Here is a 15,427-nt window from a genome sequence, read left to right as displayed (position 1 = left end):
TCAGTTCTCCCGAATTGTGGATCGTGGGTCGATGAGAGCGAGCACCACGTCGACGATGAAATTGATGAGAAGGACGATGGCGCCGTAGATCACGACCAGTGTCTGGGCGAGCGGGTAGTCCTTCTCGGTGATGGACTTGACCAGCGCCATGCCCATACCGGGCCAGGCGAAGATGCTCTCGATGAGCACGGTGCCGGCAATCAGACCACCAAGGAGGAGTCCGGCGAGCGTCAGCGTCGACGTCATGAGGTTGGGCATTGCATGACGGAAGTAGATTCGTGCCACGGTCATTCGCTTGGCGCGCGCCGTACGGATGTAGTCCATGTCCAACACGCCGAGCGCCTCTGCACGGACGATGCGCGACATCGAGGCGATGGCACCGATCGACATGGCCGCGACCGGAAGGATGTAACTTTCCGGTCCACCGCGGCCGGCGACGGGCAGAACAGGGAACGTGACGGCAAAGAGGTAGACCAGCGCCGTGCCGAACATGAACTCGGGGATCACGGCGATGGTGCCCGACGTTGCGGTGTAACCGATCTCGACTCCGCGTCGTCGGCCGTTGCGGGTCAGTGCAGCGAAGATGAGGCCGATCGGAATGCCCAACAGCAGCACCGTGACGACTGTGAGTACAGCCAGTTCGAGTGTTGCAGGGAGGCGGGACGCGATCACCTCGAAGACCGGAGTCCTCAAGGTGATCGAGTCACCGGGATTCCCGCTCAGCAACCCGCCGACGAATCGGAAGTACTGCTGCCACAAGGGAAGGTCGTAACCGAGCTGAGACCTCGTTGTCTCGACCAGTTCGACCGGTGCGTTCATTCCCAGAGCCAACCGAACCGGGTCGCCCGGAATCAGTTGGAGCATCAGGAACGCCGCAGTCACCAGCGCCCAGAGTGAAATCACGAAGGTGCCGAAACGACGCAGAAGATATGCGGGCCAGCTGTCGGACTCGAGCCACTTTGCTCGAGCCTGAGGCGCCGCTTCTGGTTTCGCGGCTTCAATAGTTTGACTCATGGGCTGTCTTTCCGGAGGGCGGGATGCTGGGGCGGGAAGATATTCAGTGCGGGATGCTGCCTACTGGTACAGACGCAACGCAGAACCGGTGTAGGACTTACCGAATGCGAGTCCAGCTTTGTTGAAGTACACGTTCATGACTGAGTCGGCGAAGGGTACAGCGGAGAACGACTTGGTGATCTCCGACTCGGCCTCGGCCCAGGCATCACAAGCCGCGTCGCCGGTCAGGCCAGAGGCCTTAGTTGCCGCTGCTTCGTAGGCGGGGTTGCTGATCGACGCGAAGTTCTTGCCTGCCGCGGGAATCGGCCCGGCGAAGTACGCGGCGAAGGTGCTGGGGAGCGGAGTGTTGATCTGGACCCACGCGATGTCCCAGGCAGAGTTGTCCTTGCCGCTCAGGATGACGTCGATGATCTTGTTCGAGTCGCCTCCGGTCACCTCGACGTTTGCGCCGAGTTCGGACCACGCCGACTGAGCGAGTTCGGCTGCCGCGTTGCGCGGATCGTCGGTGCCGTCGTAGACGAGTCGAAGGTTCAGCGGCTTTCCGTCCTTGCTTCGCTTGCCATCTGCGCCTGCGGTCCAACCTGCAGCGTCCAGTGTTGCCTTGGCGGCAGTCAGATCGAAGTCCGGAATGTTGCCTGCGACAGAGTCGTAGACACAGGCGCGCGGTTCGACGCCGACGAGACTGGTGGCCCGTACACCGCGCCCAGCGGTGATGACCTGAGTGAGGTCGTCGAGATTGACTGCTTGGAGCAGTGCCTTGCGCACTGCGGGATCACTGGTGGGATTGCTCGCGATCTGATTGAAGTACATCTGACCGGCGGGATTCGGCCTCAGGACTGAGTCCAGGTTGGCGGCGTCGACGCGGTCCTTGTCCGGCCCTCCGATCGGGGCGGCATTGAGCTCACCCGAGAGAAGCTGGTTGGCGGCGGTGCTGACATTGGGTGCCATGGCGGCGACGACCGTCTTGGGGACACCGGGGGTGTCGGAGGTGGTTCCGTCCGGGCCCCAGTTGTAGCCCTCACGTCGCTGGAACGTGTAGTGGTCGTTGGGGACAACTTCGGTGAGTTCGAACATGCCGGTACCGAGAGACTTCTTGTTCGAAGCCGTCGGATCCTTGAGCCCGGCGTCACACATGATCGCCAGACGGGCGCCGACGTTGAGAAGAAGGAACGGGCTCGGCGCCGGAGTGGTCACCGTGACAACGCGCGTTGCCGGATCGGCGGTTGCAGTCGCGCCGGTCGGCACGGTCTGGCCGCGCAACTGCGAACCGTTGTCCGGGTTGGCCACGAAATTGATGTTGTCGGCAACGGTCTGCGGGGTCAGTGTTGATCCGTCGGTACAGGTCACCCCGTCACGGATGGTGAAGGACGCCGAGGTCGGGGTCTCCTCCCACTTCTCCGCCAACCACGGTTTGATTTCACTGGTATCGGGGTCCTGGTAGATCAGGTAGTCGTAAGCCAACTTTGACATCTCGCCAGTTGCCGAGGACGCCGCCATGATCGGGTTGAGTGCGCCCGGATCGGCCTGCATCGCGAACCGGAAGGTCCCGTCCGTGGCCGGTTCACCGCCGCTGGCGCCCGAGGACGTGCCTCCCGAGCCACAGGCAGACAACACGAGCGTGAGCCCTGCGGCTGCCGCAAGTGTTGGATAGGAGCGGTGTTTCATGGTGCCTCCGGGATGGAGCAGGGGCCCGAGCGAAAAACGTGAGGGCGCGATTGAGTGTTGACTGCTAAATCTTGGCGTATGACGTGACGCGCATCTCTGTCGATCCTCACGAAAATCGGGTCGATTTTCGTCCGCTCCCACGAAAACCGGCGGGATCAGTGAATACCTGTCCGTATACCGACAGCGACCGGCGAAACAGAACGATTTCCCCGGTCGCTACCGGTGGTCTACTGGTACAGGCGCAGGGCCGAACCGATGAAATTGCGGCCGAATGCAAGACCGGCATTGTTGAAGTAGAGAGTCGTGATCTTGTCGGCAAAAGGTACCGCCGAGTTTGCTTTGATGATTTCGGATTCGGCGTCTGCCCAAGCGGCACAAGCGTCCTCGCCTGTCAGCCCGGAAGCCTTTTCGACGGCTGCGTCGTAGGCCGGGTTGGAGATCGACGCAAAATTCATTCCCGCAGCGGGCACCGGACCGGAGAGGAAGGGGACCAGCATGCTGGGCAGCGCGACGTTGATCGGCTCCCACGCGACATCCCATGCCGTGTTGTCCTTGCCGCTGAGTGCTACATCGAGAATCTTGTTCGAGTCTCCACTGGTGAGTTCAACGGTGGCGCCCAGGTCGTTCCACGCATTGACCGCGACGTCGGCGGCAGCATCGGTCGCGTCACCGAACGTCTCGTAGACCATCCGAATTCGGAGCGATGTGCCGTCCTTGCTGCGCTTACCGTCCACGCCGGCCTTCCAGCCCGCAGACTCGAGAGTTGCTGCGGCTGCACTGGTATCGAAGTCCGGCAGGTTTCCGGCGACAGAGTCGTAGATGCAGGCCCGCGGTTCGATGGACACCATCGTGGTCGATCGGGTTCCGCGACCGGCCGTGAAGATCTCGGCGAGGTCGTCGAGATTGAGAGCCTGGACCAGAGCCTTGCGTACGGCAGGATCGCTCGTCGGATTGCCAGGACTGTGGTTGAAGAACATCTCGCCCGCCGGAGCAGGCTGCTTGACGGTATCCAGGTTCGCGGCGTTCATGCGATCCTGATCGGGGCCGGAAACCGCTGCGGCATTCAGATCACCGGACAACACCTGGTTGGCCGCTGTGCTGTTGTTCGTGATGATGGATGCGACGACATTCTTGGGTACTCCGGCAGTATCGGAGGTAGTGCCGTCCGGTCCCCAGTTGTATCCGTCGCGCCGAACGTAGGAGTAGTGATCGTTGGCGACTGCCTCGGTCATCTGGAACATGCCCGACCCGAAGGTCGTCTTGTTTGCCGCCGTCGGATCCTTCAACCCGGCCTCGCACATGATCGGTATTCGCGCCAGGTTGAGAAGCAGGAACGGAGAGGGCTCCGGAGTTGTGACCGTTACTGTCCGGGTCGCCGGGTCGGCGGTGGCGCTCGCGGTAGCCGGGGCGTACACCCCGCGGAGAGCGGATTTGTTTGCTGCGTTGGTGATGAAATTGACGTTGTCCGCGACCGTCTGGGCAGTCAGAGCGGATCCGTCGTTACACGTAACGCCGTCGCGAATGGTGAAGGACGCGGAAGTGGTTGTCTCTTCCCATTTTTCGGCGAGCCACGGCTTGGTGACACCGGTATCGGGATCCGGGTGGACCAGATAGTCGTAGCTCAGACGTGCCAGTTGGTGCGCCGGCGATGCGGCGGTCATCAGCGGATTCAGAGCGCCGGGGTCGGCCACGAGAGCCAATTTGAAGGTGCCGTCCGTGACGGGTTCACCCCCACCCGAACCCGACGAGCCACCCGATGAGCATGCGCTCAGGGCAAGAACGGTGCCAGTTGCCGCAGCCAGTAGTGCGTAGGACCGTTGTTTCATGGTGCCTCCGGAAGGTGTAGTCCCGCCCCGAGTGACGCGAGGTCTGTCGGGTCAGGAGCAAAAGTCGATTGCTTGAATCTTCACCCAACAAAAGATGGAGAACATCGTCCGGATTTACGAATGTTTCGTGAGATTTGGTAGATCGCTACAACGCTGTCGGATAGAAGAGACGAAGCTGGAGCATCAGGCTGAATCGAGTTTCCGGATCGTCGAGATCGATTCCGGCAATCCCGGCAAGCTTCTTGAGGCGGTATCGAAACGTGTTGACGTGGATGTGAACCAACGACGCGGCCGCCGGAATGTCGCCGAACGTGTCGAGCCAGGCGCGGAGGGTGTCGACGAGGTTGATGTCGTGAGTGCGGTCGTACTCACGCAGTACCGCGAGCGGTCCCGACGCGGTCTCGTCCTCGTCCGCCAGGGCGTCGGAGAGGCGCAGTAGCAGGGAATTGATCTGCACGTCGTCGGCGCGCGCGACGGTCCGGCCCGAGGAATTCCACGTCGACCTCAGAACGCGAAGCGCTCGGTCGGCTTCGTCGCGTGACTTCTCCAGCGTCATCACGTCGGCCACTGTCGCACCTATTCCGATGACCACCGACTTTTCCGAACGGGAACGGTCTGCAAACTCCGACGCAATCCGACGCACGTAGTCGTCGTCGGTCTGGTGCCGGGTGTGTGGGATGACGGCGTAGACGGTGCCGCCGATCGCTGCCGCCACCGACAGCGGAAATACTTGGTGGAGGTAGGTATTGAGTGTCAGGGCCAGTTGATCGACGTCGGCTTCGGCCTCCAACGATGCGCCGGCGCCGCTACGGAAGCCGGCCGCAAGCACGTTTGCCTTCGAACGGCCGTACCCCAGTCGCTCGGCCGCTTCCTTGGCCGAAGTGCCGCCACTCAGTAGCGTGATCACCTCGCCCAACCTCAGTCGTCGTGCGGAATCGGCTGCCAGCTTGGCGCGAAGCAAACTCATCGCGGCTACGCCCGCCGCCTCGACGAGCGTTTTGACCTGCAATTCGTTCGGCTCCTCGTCCAAGATCACCCAGATCGAACCGAGGATCTGGGATGCCGCATGTATTCGCATGCCGACTCGGGGCCTGATGCCTGGCCCGATACCCGGTAGAAATACCGGCAGGGTGGAGCCGTAGATCTTGTTGAAGTACCCCATCGATCGGAGTCGGTCGGAATAGTGCTGCGGCACTTGATGTCCGAGGACGCTCTGCTTACGTGCCTCGTCACCGAAGGCTTGATCTGCCGAGAACGCGAGGATCCGGCTCGACTGATTCTCGATGGTGACCGGGCCGTTCAGTACCTGAGCGATCGAGTTGGCAAGATCGAACAGGTCGGCGTCGGCGGCCGACGTGTGGTCCCCGTTGTTGCCGGATTCGAGGATCTCGTTGATCAGCGACGCACTTTGCAGCCAACTTGCATCCTTGACCATTCCAAGTAGTGCGATATCGGCTTCGGCGACCGCCCGTGCGACGCTTTCGTCGACAGCCAATGGCTCCCTGACGATCAGCGCGACGGCTCCGGCCGAACCGTATTCTTTTACTGCAGTGGCAATGTCGGCCGACCCGGCGAGTCCTGCGCCGAGCACGACGGCGCCCGCACTGTCCTGCGTAACTCCGGACCCTTCGTGCAGGGTCACTCGGCTGACAGTGCGGGCGTCGTCGACGGTGTCGCCTCCGCTGAGGAACGTCATTCCCAGTCTGTCGACGATGTCGACGATCGAAACTCCCGTGGGTGTGGTCACCACCACACCTTAGGGGGAGCAGGATCGATCAGTTGGCTGGTTGCCCTGCTCAGGTGGTCGGCTGCTCGGCTACAGCTTTCTCGACGAACCGGCGGGTCTGATCGAACGCCGCGGGCACCTGGACGGAATTGGTCATGTCACTGATCTCGGACCACCGTTCGGCGACGACCTCGGGGGAGAGTGCGCCTTCGGGGATGTACACGCCCTGCGACTCTTCCATGCGAGCGATCGCGAAGACGCCGGCGCCGGCGCTGAGGATGGTCTTGGTCGGTGCGTCATCGGAGACCATGAACAGTGCGCCGGGTGAAATCGATTCGGGTGCAAGCAGAGCGAGAGTCTTCTCGTCGAGGAGGTCTTCGGTCATGCGGGTCGCGGCGGTCGGCGCCAGCGAGTTGACGCGGATGCCCTTGCGTTCACCCTCGATGGCGAGAACGTTCATCAGGCCGACGACGCCGGACTTCGCGGCGCCGTAGTTTGCCTGGCCGAAGTTGCCGTAAATTCCCGATGCCGACGTGGTCATGAGGATGCGTCCGTAGTTCTGTTCGACCATGTGCGGCCAGACTGCCTTCGAACAGATGACGGAACCCATCAGATGCACGTCGATGACTTTGCGGAAGTCGTCGAGCTCGGCCTTGATGAACGACTTGTCGCGCAGGATTCCGGCGTTGTTGATGAGGATGTCCACGCGGCCCCACTTGTCCACAGCCGTCGCGACCATGGCAGCAACGGCGTCGACGTCGGTGATGTCGCAGTGGTCCGCGATCGCTTCGCCGCCCAGCTCGACGATCTCTGCCACTACTTTGGCTGCCGCAGTATCGGCGCCGCCGCTGCCGTTGACCGAACCACCCATGTCATTGACGACTACGCGAGCGCCGCGCGCGGCGAGGGCCAATGCGTGCGAACGGCCGAGTCCGCCGCCTGCGCCCGTGATGATCGCTACCTTGCCGGAAAAATCCAACGACATTGGAAAACCTCTCTGATCTGGGATACTACTCAGTATTACTATGCGATAGCGTGGAAACAGTCAAGGGCCGGCAGGCAGTGTGAATGGGAGTGGAAGTCGAATGAGTAGTGATCTTCCGGACGTGCGATCCGCGATCATCACGAGCGCCGCCGATGCCTTTGCCGAAGACGGTTACGCGGCCACGACTGTCGATCTACTGGCCGATCGAATCGGCGCCACCAAAGGTCTTGTCTACTACCACTTCCGTTCGAAGTTCGACATCTACCTGGCAATCTACGAGCGCGGGATGAGCCTGCTCCGCGCCGAAGTCGAGTCTCGAATGGACGGCGCAGACAGCGGCCTCGCGCGTCTCGAAGCGATGTCGCACGCCCACCTGGTCAATCTCATGACACATCTCGGGTACCACCACACGATCCACCAAGGTGTCCGGGGCCAGATGAACTCCGCGCTCAAGCCGAGGCAACAGCAAGTCCTCGTGGAACTGAATTCGCTGCGACTCGACTACGAGAATCTGTTCGTCGACGTGATGACCGAAGGTGTCGCGGATGGTTCCATTCGCGTGGGCTCACCTCGGATGGCGGCAAAAGTACTCCTCAGCAGTCTCAACGGCATCGACCTCTGGTACCGAAGGCGCGAAGGGCAGACGTTGGCGGAGACGGAGTCGTTGGCGGACGAGATCGTCGAACTGTTGATCGGCGGATTGCGCGCCGCGAGCTGACTGAAAGCTGCATTCACCGAGCGGGATTCCTTCGGCAGGCTCGTGCGGTCCTGCGGCTTGTCGTTCGGTTTGTCGTGCCCTGGCAGTCGGGGTAGCATGTTGGCGTCGTGCGCGGACTTGCGCGGGAATTCAGGGAAGAGGAGGTGTGGCTGTAATGCGTGGCCAACCTCCGAGTACCAACTGAAGCTGTAGCCGCCCGGGTTGATCCGGTATTTTGCTGCAGCTTCATCGTGTGTTCATCGGCTTCGGCTTTGCTGTGAAGCAAGCGTCGTCGTTCACTCTTCCCTCGAAAGCTGTTCAGCATGCGCGAATTTCGTCGTTCACGTTCGGTACTGCCACGTCGTTCTGCGGGTCTCGGTGACTCTCATCCCGGGCACTCGCGTGCCGCACGCACCGTCGTCAAGGCTGCCCCGCCCGAGGCGGTGGCGCCCGTCGAATCGACTGTCGTCAACAGTGGCGTGTACCGCGACGGCGAGCGGATAGCGTCACCGTCCACCCTGGCGGAAGCACTGTCATGCCTTCCTGATTCGCAGTCGATGGCGTGGATCGGGATGTACCGGCCCGATGACGCCCAGTTGTATGCCGCTGCACAGCATTTCGATCTCCACGAGCTGGCGGTCGAGGATGCGATTGTCGCGCACCAGCGCCCGAAGCTCGAGCGCTACGGCAAGACACTGTTCGTGGTCCTGCGTGCTGCGCGGTACCGCGACGAGACCGAGCGGGTCGAATTCGGCGAGTTGCACATCTTCTGTGGTCCGAACTTCATTCTGACCGTCCGTCACAGTGAATCGCCGGATCTCTCGGCGGTGCGGACTCGCATGGAGAACGATCCTGACCTGTTGCGGTTGGGTACCGAGGCCGTTCTCTACGCCATTCTCGACGCAGTCGTCGACGGGTACGCCCCGGTGGTGGCCGGCCTGCAGAACGACATCGACGAGATCGAAACCGAAGTGTTCAGTGGCGATCCCGGAGTTTCGCGCCGCATCTACGAACTGACCCGTGAGGTGATCGAATTCCAGCGGGCGACTCGTCCGCTGCTGGGGATGCTGCGTGGGTTGTCGGCAGGATTCGACAAGTACCACACGGACGAGGAACTCCAGCGTTACCTCCGCGACGTCACCGACCATGCGACGACTGTGGTGGAGCGGGCCGACGGATTTCGTCAGTTGCTCGGAAACATCCTCACGGTGAACGCAACTCTGGTGTCGCAGAACCAGAACGAGGAGATGCGCAATCTGACGCAGGCGAGTTACGCGCAGAACGAGGAGATCAAGAAGGTCTCGGCGTGGGCGGCAATTCTCTTCGCGCCGACGCTCATCGGAACCGTGTACGGAATGAACTTCGACGACATGCCGGAACTGCACTGGCACTTGGGCTATCCGTTTGCGCTCTCGATGATGTTCTTGACGTGTGGAAGTCTCTACACGATCTTCAAACGTCGGGGCTGGTTGTAGAAAGCGCTGGTTGTAGAAAGCGTTGGTTGTAGAAAGCGCTGTGCGCCTTGCCAACCGAGATCGGTTGGCAAGGCGCACAGGTGTTTTTCGGGAGGGCGCTCGAATCAGAGCGTTGCGACGCAGACCGTGAACTTACGTTCCGGGTGCTCGAATCCCGAGTCTGCCCCCGAACCGCATTCGTCGATCGACGTGGAGTTCTGCAGGATTTCGACGACCTCGACTACATTGGTGCCGCTGGTATCCGAGCATTCGATGCGGGCGGGCTCATCCATTCCGCTGCCGAGGTCCATGCATCCGCCGACTACCCAGTCGACGTCGAGACAGACAGCGCCCTGCTCGTCACCCGCGAGGGTCTCGTAGTAGTACGAGTCGACATCGGAGGCACACTGATCAGAGGTGGGAACCTTGGCGACCACCTTGTAGTTGGAATCCTTGCTACCGCAGTCCGCGTTGTCGATTTCCGCGGCCGTCGTGGTACCGCCGAGTTTGACGCAATCACCGATCGACACGTCGATGTCGACGTCGCCGCCGTCGTCGGAGCCCTCCTGGCCGGTGATCTTCGAGGTGGTCGGGGCCGCGGAGGTAGTGGTCGAATCGGCAACCGAGGAAGACGATTCCGCAATGGCTTTCGGCTCGATGTCGGAACCGCAACCGACGGTGAAGGCGGCGATTGCAGAAGTTGCGATCACCGCAGTGCAAAGTCGCCGGACGATTCCGGACATAAGGACCCCTTTGTTGATTCTTGGATAATTCTGTTGGTTCGTAGATTGTTCGGGACCTATTCCAATACATCGGTAGTCGAATTGCCAACCGGACTGTCAGTATGGGTAGGTGGAGCTACCCCTGATGCCGCCGCTTGCCCCGATGCTCGCGAAGGCTGCGGCCACTGTGCCGCCTCAGCCCGAGTCCGGTGACCCGACGTGGTCGTACGAGCCGAAATGGGACGGATTTCGAGCAATCATCTTTCGTGACGGTGACGAAGTGGTACTCGGGTCGCGAGGAGGAAAGGACTTGGCGCGGTACTTTCCCGAGGCGGTGGAAGCCGTCAAGTCCGAATTGCCCGAAAAATGTGTGGTGGACGGAGAACTGGTGGTTCCCCGTGAGATCGACGGTGTGACGCGCCTGAGTTGGGAAGCGCTCTCCGAGCGGATTCATCCCGCCGCGAGTCGCGTCGCATTGTTGTCGGAACAGACACCCGCGCAATTTGTCGGGTTCGATTTACTGGCGCTCGGGGATCGCGACGTCTCGATCGAGGACTTCGGTGTGCGACGTGCGTTGCTCCTCGATTGCGTCGGTGGCGGGCCGAGTTGCCACGTCACTGCAGCGACGGCCGACAGCGCCGAAGCAATGGCCTGGTTCGAGACCTTCGAAGGCGCGGGTCTCGACGGGGTTGTCGCCAAGAAGCTGGCGGGACCGTACCTGCCGAACAAACGCGAGATGATCAAGGTGAAACACGCCAGGACCGCGGATGTCGTACTGCTGGGCTACCGTCCCCACAAGAGCCAGCCGGGTATCGGGTCGATGCTTCTTGGTCTGTACGACGGTTCCGAATTGAAGATGGTCGGTGGCGCTTCTGCTTTCACCGCGGCGCGGCGGATCGAGTTGTTGGCCGAACTCGAACCGTTGCGCCTCGGGGACGACGTAGTGGCCGAGGGGGAGGCCAGCCGGTGGAGATCGGCCGCAGACCGCTCCTGGATTCCGCTTCGTCCTGAGCGGGTGCTCGAAGTGGCGTACGACCAGATGGAAGGGGAACGCTTTCGACACGCCGCGCGGTTCCTGCGCTGGCGTCCGGACAGGGTGCCCGACGAATGCACATTCGATCAGTTGGAGGTTCCGGTGCGATACGACTTCGCGGATGTACTTGCAGGCGGTAAGTGATGGCGAGCCCGGCAGAGGAACTGGACGTCGACGGGATCGCGGTCCGGTTGTCGAGCCCGGACAAGATCTACTATCCGCAGTTGGGTGAGGACGGCGGAACCAAGCGGCATCTTGTCGAGTACTACCGAACAGTGGCACTGCAGGGTGCAGCGTTGCGTGCGCTCCGAGATCGGCCCACACATCTTCAGCGGTTCCCCGACGGCATCGAGGGCGAAGAGGTCTACCAGAAGCGGCTGCCGGCGAAGCGGCCAGAGCACGTCGAATCCTGCGAGGTCACGTTCCCGTCGGGTCGCAAGGCCGACGTCCTTCGAGTGCGCAGTGCTGCGAACATCGTGTGGGCCGCCAATCTCGGTACCGTCACGTTTCATCCGTGGGCCGTGCGGTGCCCGGACACCGACCATCCGGACGAGCTCCGCATCGATCTCGATCCGCAACCGGGGACCGGGTTCGACGAGGCCGTAGCGATCGCGGACGAAGTCCTTCGTCCGCTACTCGACGAGTTGGGATTGGAAGGATTCCCCAAGACTTCCGGTGGCCGAGGCCTTCACGTCTACATCCCGCTCGAAGCGCGCTGGGATTTCGTCGAGGTCCGTCACGCGGGTATCGCGCTTGCTCGCGAAGTCGAGCGTCGTAGTGGCGATCGCGCCACCACGGCATGGTGGAAGGAAGAGCGGGGGGAGCGAATCTTCATCGATTTCAATCAGAATGCCCGCGACCGGACCATCGCGGCGGCGTACTCAGCCCGTAAGACTCCGATCGCAACAGTGTCGACGCCGGTGACCTGGGACGAACTGCGCGACGTGCATCCAGACGACTGCACCATTGCCACGGTTCCCGGCCTGCTCGCCGACCGTGGTGATCCGATGGAAGCGATGCACGACAAGGCCTTTGCCCTCGACGTTCTGCTGGAGATGTGGGAGAAGGATCTGGCGGCAGGACTGGGCGATCTGCCGTACCCCCCGAACTATCCCAAAATGCCCGGTGAACCCAAACGTGTTCAACCGAGCAAGGACCGAGATAGGAAGAACAAAGACGGGTAGCGTCAGAGGCGGACATATCGGGTAATTCGATTAGACGTCGAATGTACGGTCACGTCGAATGCACTGTGGGGGTTGGATATGGATCGCCGGAAACAGCGAGCAGCAGGTTTGGCGGCGGGCGGCATCGTTCTGGCCGCCTTCGGATTGTCTCTCGGTAGCGGAACGGCCTCTGCTGCGACGTTGGATTGTTCGGCGCGCGGCCAAGATCAGACGATCGTCGACGGGTCATCCGCATGCCGAGCGGTGGCCGATCCCTCCAGTTATGCGATTTCGCACGTGGAGGGTGACGGCGTCGGCGTCGCAGATTCACGCGACGGCGGCAGGTCTGCAGGCGTGGGGCTCTTCGGCGGCGTCGCTGCCGCCGAGTCGCGCGGTGGAGTGCTTGCTGCCATTGCGTACGGCCCGGGTTCGCTCGCACTCGGCCGCACCGATTCCTCACCCTTTGCCGTGGTGCTCAGCGGACCAGGAGGCAGAGCGGCGGTGGGTGACGCAGACGTCGGAGCCATCTGCTCAGGCGGACCCACCCTTGTTTTCAACATTGCCACAGGTCAGGGATGTTTCAGCGACGGCACTTCGACGTGGGTCACCCCGTGAGTGCACCCCGGTCCTGAACCCCTTGCGTGACAGTGGTCACAATGGTGTCAAGCTCCCGCCACCGATCCGGTGACCGGACAACTTGAATCAGTGGGGATCGGAGGACGCGATGACTCCCAACGCACGACGGGGTTCGCTCGCCCGGGTGGAGGTGCCTTCGCGCACCGAGCTGTACGTGGACCGGCGATTCCTTCCCCTGGCCGACCGCTTCTTCGCGATGTATCGCCAACCGCAACAAGGAGGCGGCGCGCTGGTCGTGTACCTGGGCGGCGAGAAAGTACTCGACATCTGGGCCGGCAATGCCGACCGTGATAGGCGCTGGGACCACGACACGGTGTCGCTGTCCTTCTCGACGGGCAAAGGCGTAGCCAGCACCGTCGTTCATCGACTCGCCGAACGCGGGCTCATCGACTACGACGCTCCGGTCGCCCAGTACTGGCCCGAATTCGCAGCGGCAGGCAAGGACAAGATCACCGTCCGCGAACTGATGTCACATCGAGCGGGTCTTCACCGAGTGCGTGGACTGATGCCGCATCCTCTCGACCTGATGGACTACGACGCCGTCGTTGCCGCCTTGGCTGCCGAGAAGCCGGATCCGCGTCGGCTCCGAGGGCCCGGCTATCACGCTGTGACTTACGGGTGGTTGGTAGCCGAACTTGTAGCCAGGGTGTCCGGCCAGCCGTTCATCGACGTCGTGCAAGCGGAAATAGCGAAGCCTCTCGGAGTCGACGAATTCTGGTATCGCGTACCCGAAACCGAGCGTCCACGAATCGCGAAGCTGTTCCCGCACATCAACCCTGCGGGCCTGAACTGGGCCTTCGCCTCGACCGTGCTCTCACACGTCGGTCCGACTCGCGGACTTGCGGAGGCCGCGATGCCCGACGGTTTCGACGTCATGGTGCGCAACCCGGCTGTCAACGACGCAGTGATGCCGGGGTGGAACGGCGTGTTCAGCGCCCGTGCGCTCGCGAAGATGTACGGCGCCATCGCGAACGGCGGTGTGATCGACGGGAAGCGGTTCCTGAAGGAGTCGACCATCGACCAGATGTCGACCATCCAGACTCGCGATCGGGACTACGTGCTCGCGGTGCGGCCCAACTGGACTCTCGGTTACCACCCGCCGATCATTGCCGCGCGGCGGCAGCCGCGGAATGCGATTGGCCACTACGGAGTCGGCGGTTCAGGAGCGTATGCGGACCTGTCCAGTGGACTCTCGCTCGGTTTCACCACCAACAGGTTGGGTAGTGCTGTGACAGCTCTCGGTGATCTTCGCCTTGCGAGGCTCGGCGCCGAGGCGCAGGAGTTGGTTCGTCGAATCTGACACGAAGGGAATGCCATGAGCAGCAACGTGTACCGGGTGACCGAGATCGTCGGCTCGTCCACCGAGAGCAGTGACGCGGCAATTCGCACCGCCATCGCTCGGGCGAACGAGACGGTGCGCAACCTCGAATGGTTCGAGGTGGTGGAAACTCGCGGCCACATCGAGAACGGCGCCGTGGCGCATTTCCAGGTCACGTTGAAGGTCGGCTTCCGGCTCGACGGCGACGAATCCTGAACCGTCCTTCATGAGTGTTGATCTCACGGCGGCCGTCGGGTTCATGGCGGGACATGCCCGGACTCTCGATCGGCATCGACTGAATCTGATTCTCGGACAGGGTGACCCGGCCGCGGCTTTTTCGGCCGTGGACGGTTATCGCAACCCTGACGGCGGGTACGGCTGGGGACTCGAACCGGATCTCCGCTCGGCAACCAGCCAACCGGGCGGAGCGCTGCATGCCTTCGAGGCCTTTGCCGACATCGGAACGCCGACGCCCAGAGCGGTCGAGCTGTGCGATTGGTTGCAGACCAATTCGCCGGCAGGCGGCGGTTTGCCGTTCTCCTTCCCGATCTCCGACCCGGCTGGGTGTGCACCCTTCTGGGTGGACGCCGATTCGACGGCGCCGTCGTTGCAGATCACCAGCATCGTGTGTGCTGCAGCGGCTCGCGTCGCCGAATTCGACGAGGCCGTCGCCGAACATCCGTGGTTCGCCTCTGCCGTTCGATATTGCCTCGACGCGATCGCCGGGGCGGATTCTCTGCATGCCCTCGAGTTGGCCTTTGCCTTGCAGTTTCTCGACGCGGTACACAGCTCGAACCCCGAGGTGTCGTCGTTGGTGAATGCACTGGGTAAACGAATCCCGGCCGACGGCTTGGTGCACGTGGACGGGGGAGCTGAGGGCGAATTCATGCGGCCCCTCGATTTCTCACCGCTTCCCGGCGGGCCGACCCGCGCGTTGTTCGATGCGGCGGTGATCGACTCCGAACTGTCGGCACTCGCTGCGAGGCAACACGACGACGGCGGCTGGGCGGTGGATTTCGACAGCTATTCGCCCGCCGCGGCGTTGGAATGGCGAGGTCACGCCACCGTGCAGGCGGTATGGGTGCTGAAGCGCAATGGGGTGATCTGAAAACGATTCTCGCGCCAAATTGGAACACGTTATAGTCTGGGAATCAGTTCGTGCTTCGTGTTTCAGGGATAGGGGAATGT

The 15,427-nt window shown here is 62.2% G+C and carries 14 protein-coding genes; 8 read left to right on the top strand and 6 right to left on the bottom strand.

Features of this window, described 5'->3' with window-relative positions:
• The 5 genes from I7X09_RS10440 to I7X09_RS10420 form a co-directional block, all read right to left on the bottom strand.
• On the bottom strand, window positions 1-1,014 hold the full coding sequence (locus I7X09_RS10440) for an ABC transporter permease (protein WP_095968556.1): 1,014 nt from the start codon (window positions 1,012-1,014) through the stop codon (window positions 1-3).
• A 60-nt stretch (window positions 1,015-1,074) separates the two neighbouring features.
• Window positions 1,075-2,679, bottom strand: a complete 1,605-nt coding sequence (locus tag I7X09_RS10435; RefSeq protein ID WP_200316676.1) for an ABC transporter substrate-binding protein — start codon at window positions 2,677-2,679, stop codon at window positions 1,075-1,077.
• Window positions 2,680-2,906: 227 nt separating this feature from the next.
• Window positions 2,907-4,505, bottom strand: a complete 1,599-nt coding sequence (locus I7X09_RS10430) for an ABC transporter substrate-binding protein (protein WP_200316675.1) — start codon at window positions 4,503-4,505, stop codon at window positions 2,907-2,909.
• A 145-nt stretch (window positions 4,506-4,650) separates the two neighbouring features.
• Window positions 4,651-6,252 (bottom strand): PucR family transcriptional regulator, encoded by a 1,602-nt coding sequence (locus I7X09_RS10425; protein ID WP_095968858.1) that lies wholly within the window; start codon window positions 6,250-6,252, stop codon window positions 4,651-4,653.
• A gap of 49 nt (window positions 6,253-6,301) precedes the next feature.
• Window positions 6,302-7,216, bottom strand: coding sequence for an SDR family NAD(P)-dependent oxidoreductase (locus I7X09_RS10420; protein WP_166809165.1), 915 nt, complete (start codon window positions 7,214-7,216; stop codon window positions 6,302-6,304).
• A 100-nt stretch (window positions 7,217-7,316) separates the two neighbouring features.
• On the opposite strand from I7X09_RS10420, the gene I7X09_RS10415 reads away from it, so the two are divergent.
• Window positions 7,317-7,934, top strand: coding sequence for a TetR/AcrR family transcriptional regulator (locus I7X09_RS10415; protein WP_200316674.1), 618 nt, complete (start codon window positions 7,317-7,319; stop codon window positions 7,932-7,934).
• A 302-nt stretch (window positions 7,935-8,236) separates the two neighbouring features.
• Window positions 8,237-9,388, top strand: a complete 1,152-nt coding sequence (locus tag I7X09_RS10410; protein WP_007731382.1) for a magnesium and cobalt transport protein CorA — start codon at window positions 8,237-8,239, stop codon at window positions 9,386-9,388.
• 104 nt (window positions 9,389-9,492) lie between these two features.
• Here the strand turns inward: I7X09_RS10410 and lppU are convergent, their stop codons facing one another.
• On the bottom strand, window positions 9,493-10,110 hold the full coding sequence (lppU, locus tag I7X09_RS10405) for an LppU family putative lipoprotein (protein ID WP_019745226.1): 618 nt from the start codon (window positions 10,108-10,110) through the stop codon (window positions 9,493-9,495).
• Between the two features lie 109 nt (window positions 10,111-10,219).
• Here lppU and I7X09_RS10400 point away from each other — a divergent pair, with 109 nt between their 5' ends.
• The 6 genes from I7X09_RS10400 (at window position 10,220) to I7X09_RS10375 (ending at window position 15,347) form a co-directional block, all read left to right on the top strand.
• Window positions 10,220-11,266 carry an ATP-dependent DNA ligase gene (locus I7X09_RS10400; protein WP_039973226.1) on the top strand — a complete coding sequence of 349 codons (1,047 nt, stop codon included), beginning with the start codon at window positions 10,220-10,222 and terminating at the stop codon, window positions 11,264-11,266.
• Window positions 11,266-12,306, top strand: a complete 1,041-nt coding sequence (gene ligD / locus I7X09_RS10395; protein ID WP_200316673.1) for a non-homologous end-joining DNA ligase — start codon at window positions 11,266-11,268, stop codon at window positions 12,304-12,306. Before I7X09_RS10400 ends, ligD begins: the two co-directional genes overlap by 1 nt.
• Window positions 12,307-12,384: 78 nt before the next feature.
• Window positions 12,385-12,900 carry a DUF6764 family protein gene (locus I7X09_RS10390; protein ID WP_095968562.1) on the top strand — a complete coding sequence of 172 codons (516 nt, stop codon included), beginning with the start codon at window positions 12,385-12,387 and terminating at the stop codon, window positions 12,898-12,900.
• A 109-nt stretch (window positions 12,901-13,009) separates the two neighbouring features.
• Window positions 13,010-14,221 (top strand): serine hydrolase domain-containing protein, encoded by a 1,212-nt coding sequence (locus I7X09_RS10385; RefSeq protein WP_095968563.1) that lies wholly within the window; start codon window positions 13,010-13,012, stop codon window positions 14,219-14,221.
• 15 nt (window positions 14,222-14,236) lie between these two features.
• Complete coding sequence (locus tag I7X09_RS10380; protein ID WP_003939815.1) at window positions 14,237-14,455, top strand: dodecin; 219 nt, start codon at window positions 14,237-14,239, stop codon at window positions 14,453-14,455.
• A 10-nt stretch (window positions 14,456-14,465) separates the two neighbouring features.
• Window positions 14,466-15,347, top strand: a complete 882-nt coding sequence (locus I7X09_RS10375; protein WP_200316672.1) for a hypothetical protein — start codon at window positions 14,466-14,468, stop codon at window positions 15,345-15,347.
• The last annotated feature ends 80 nt before the right edge of the window (window positions 15,348-15,427 follow it).

It is taken from the genome of Rhodococcus sp. P-2 (genome assembly GCF_016598535.1).
GTDB classification, from domain to species: Bacteria; Actinomycetota; Actinomycetes; order Mycobacteriales; family Mycobacteriaceae; genus Rhodococcus_F; species Rhodococcus_F baikonurensis.
The sequence above is the reverse complement of the archived record's forward strand: the minus strand, read 5'-3'. Positions and strand labels throughout refer to the sequence as shown.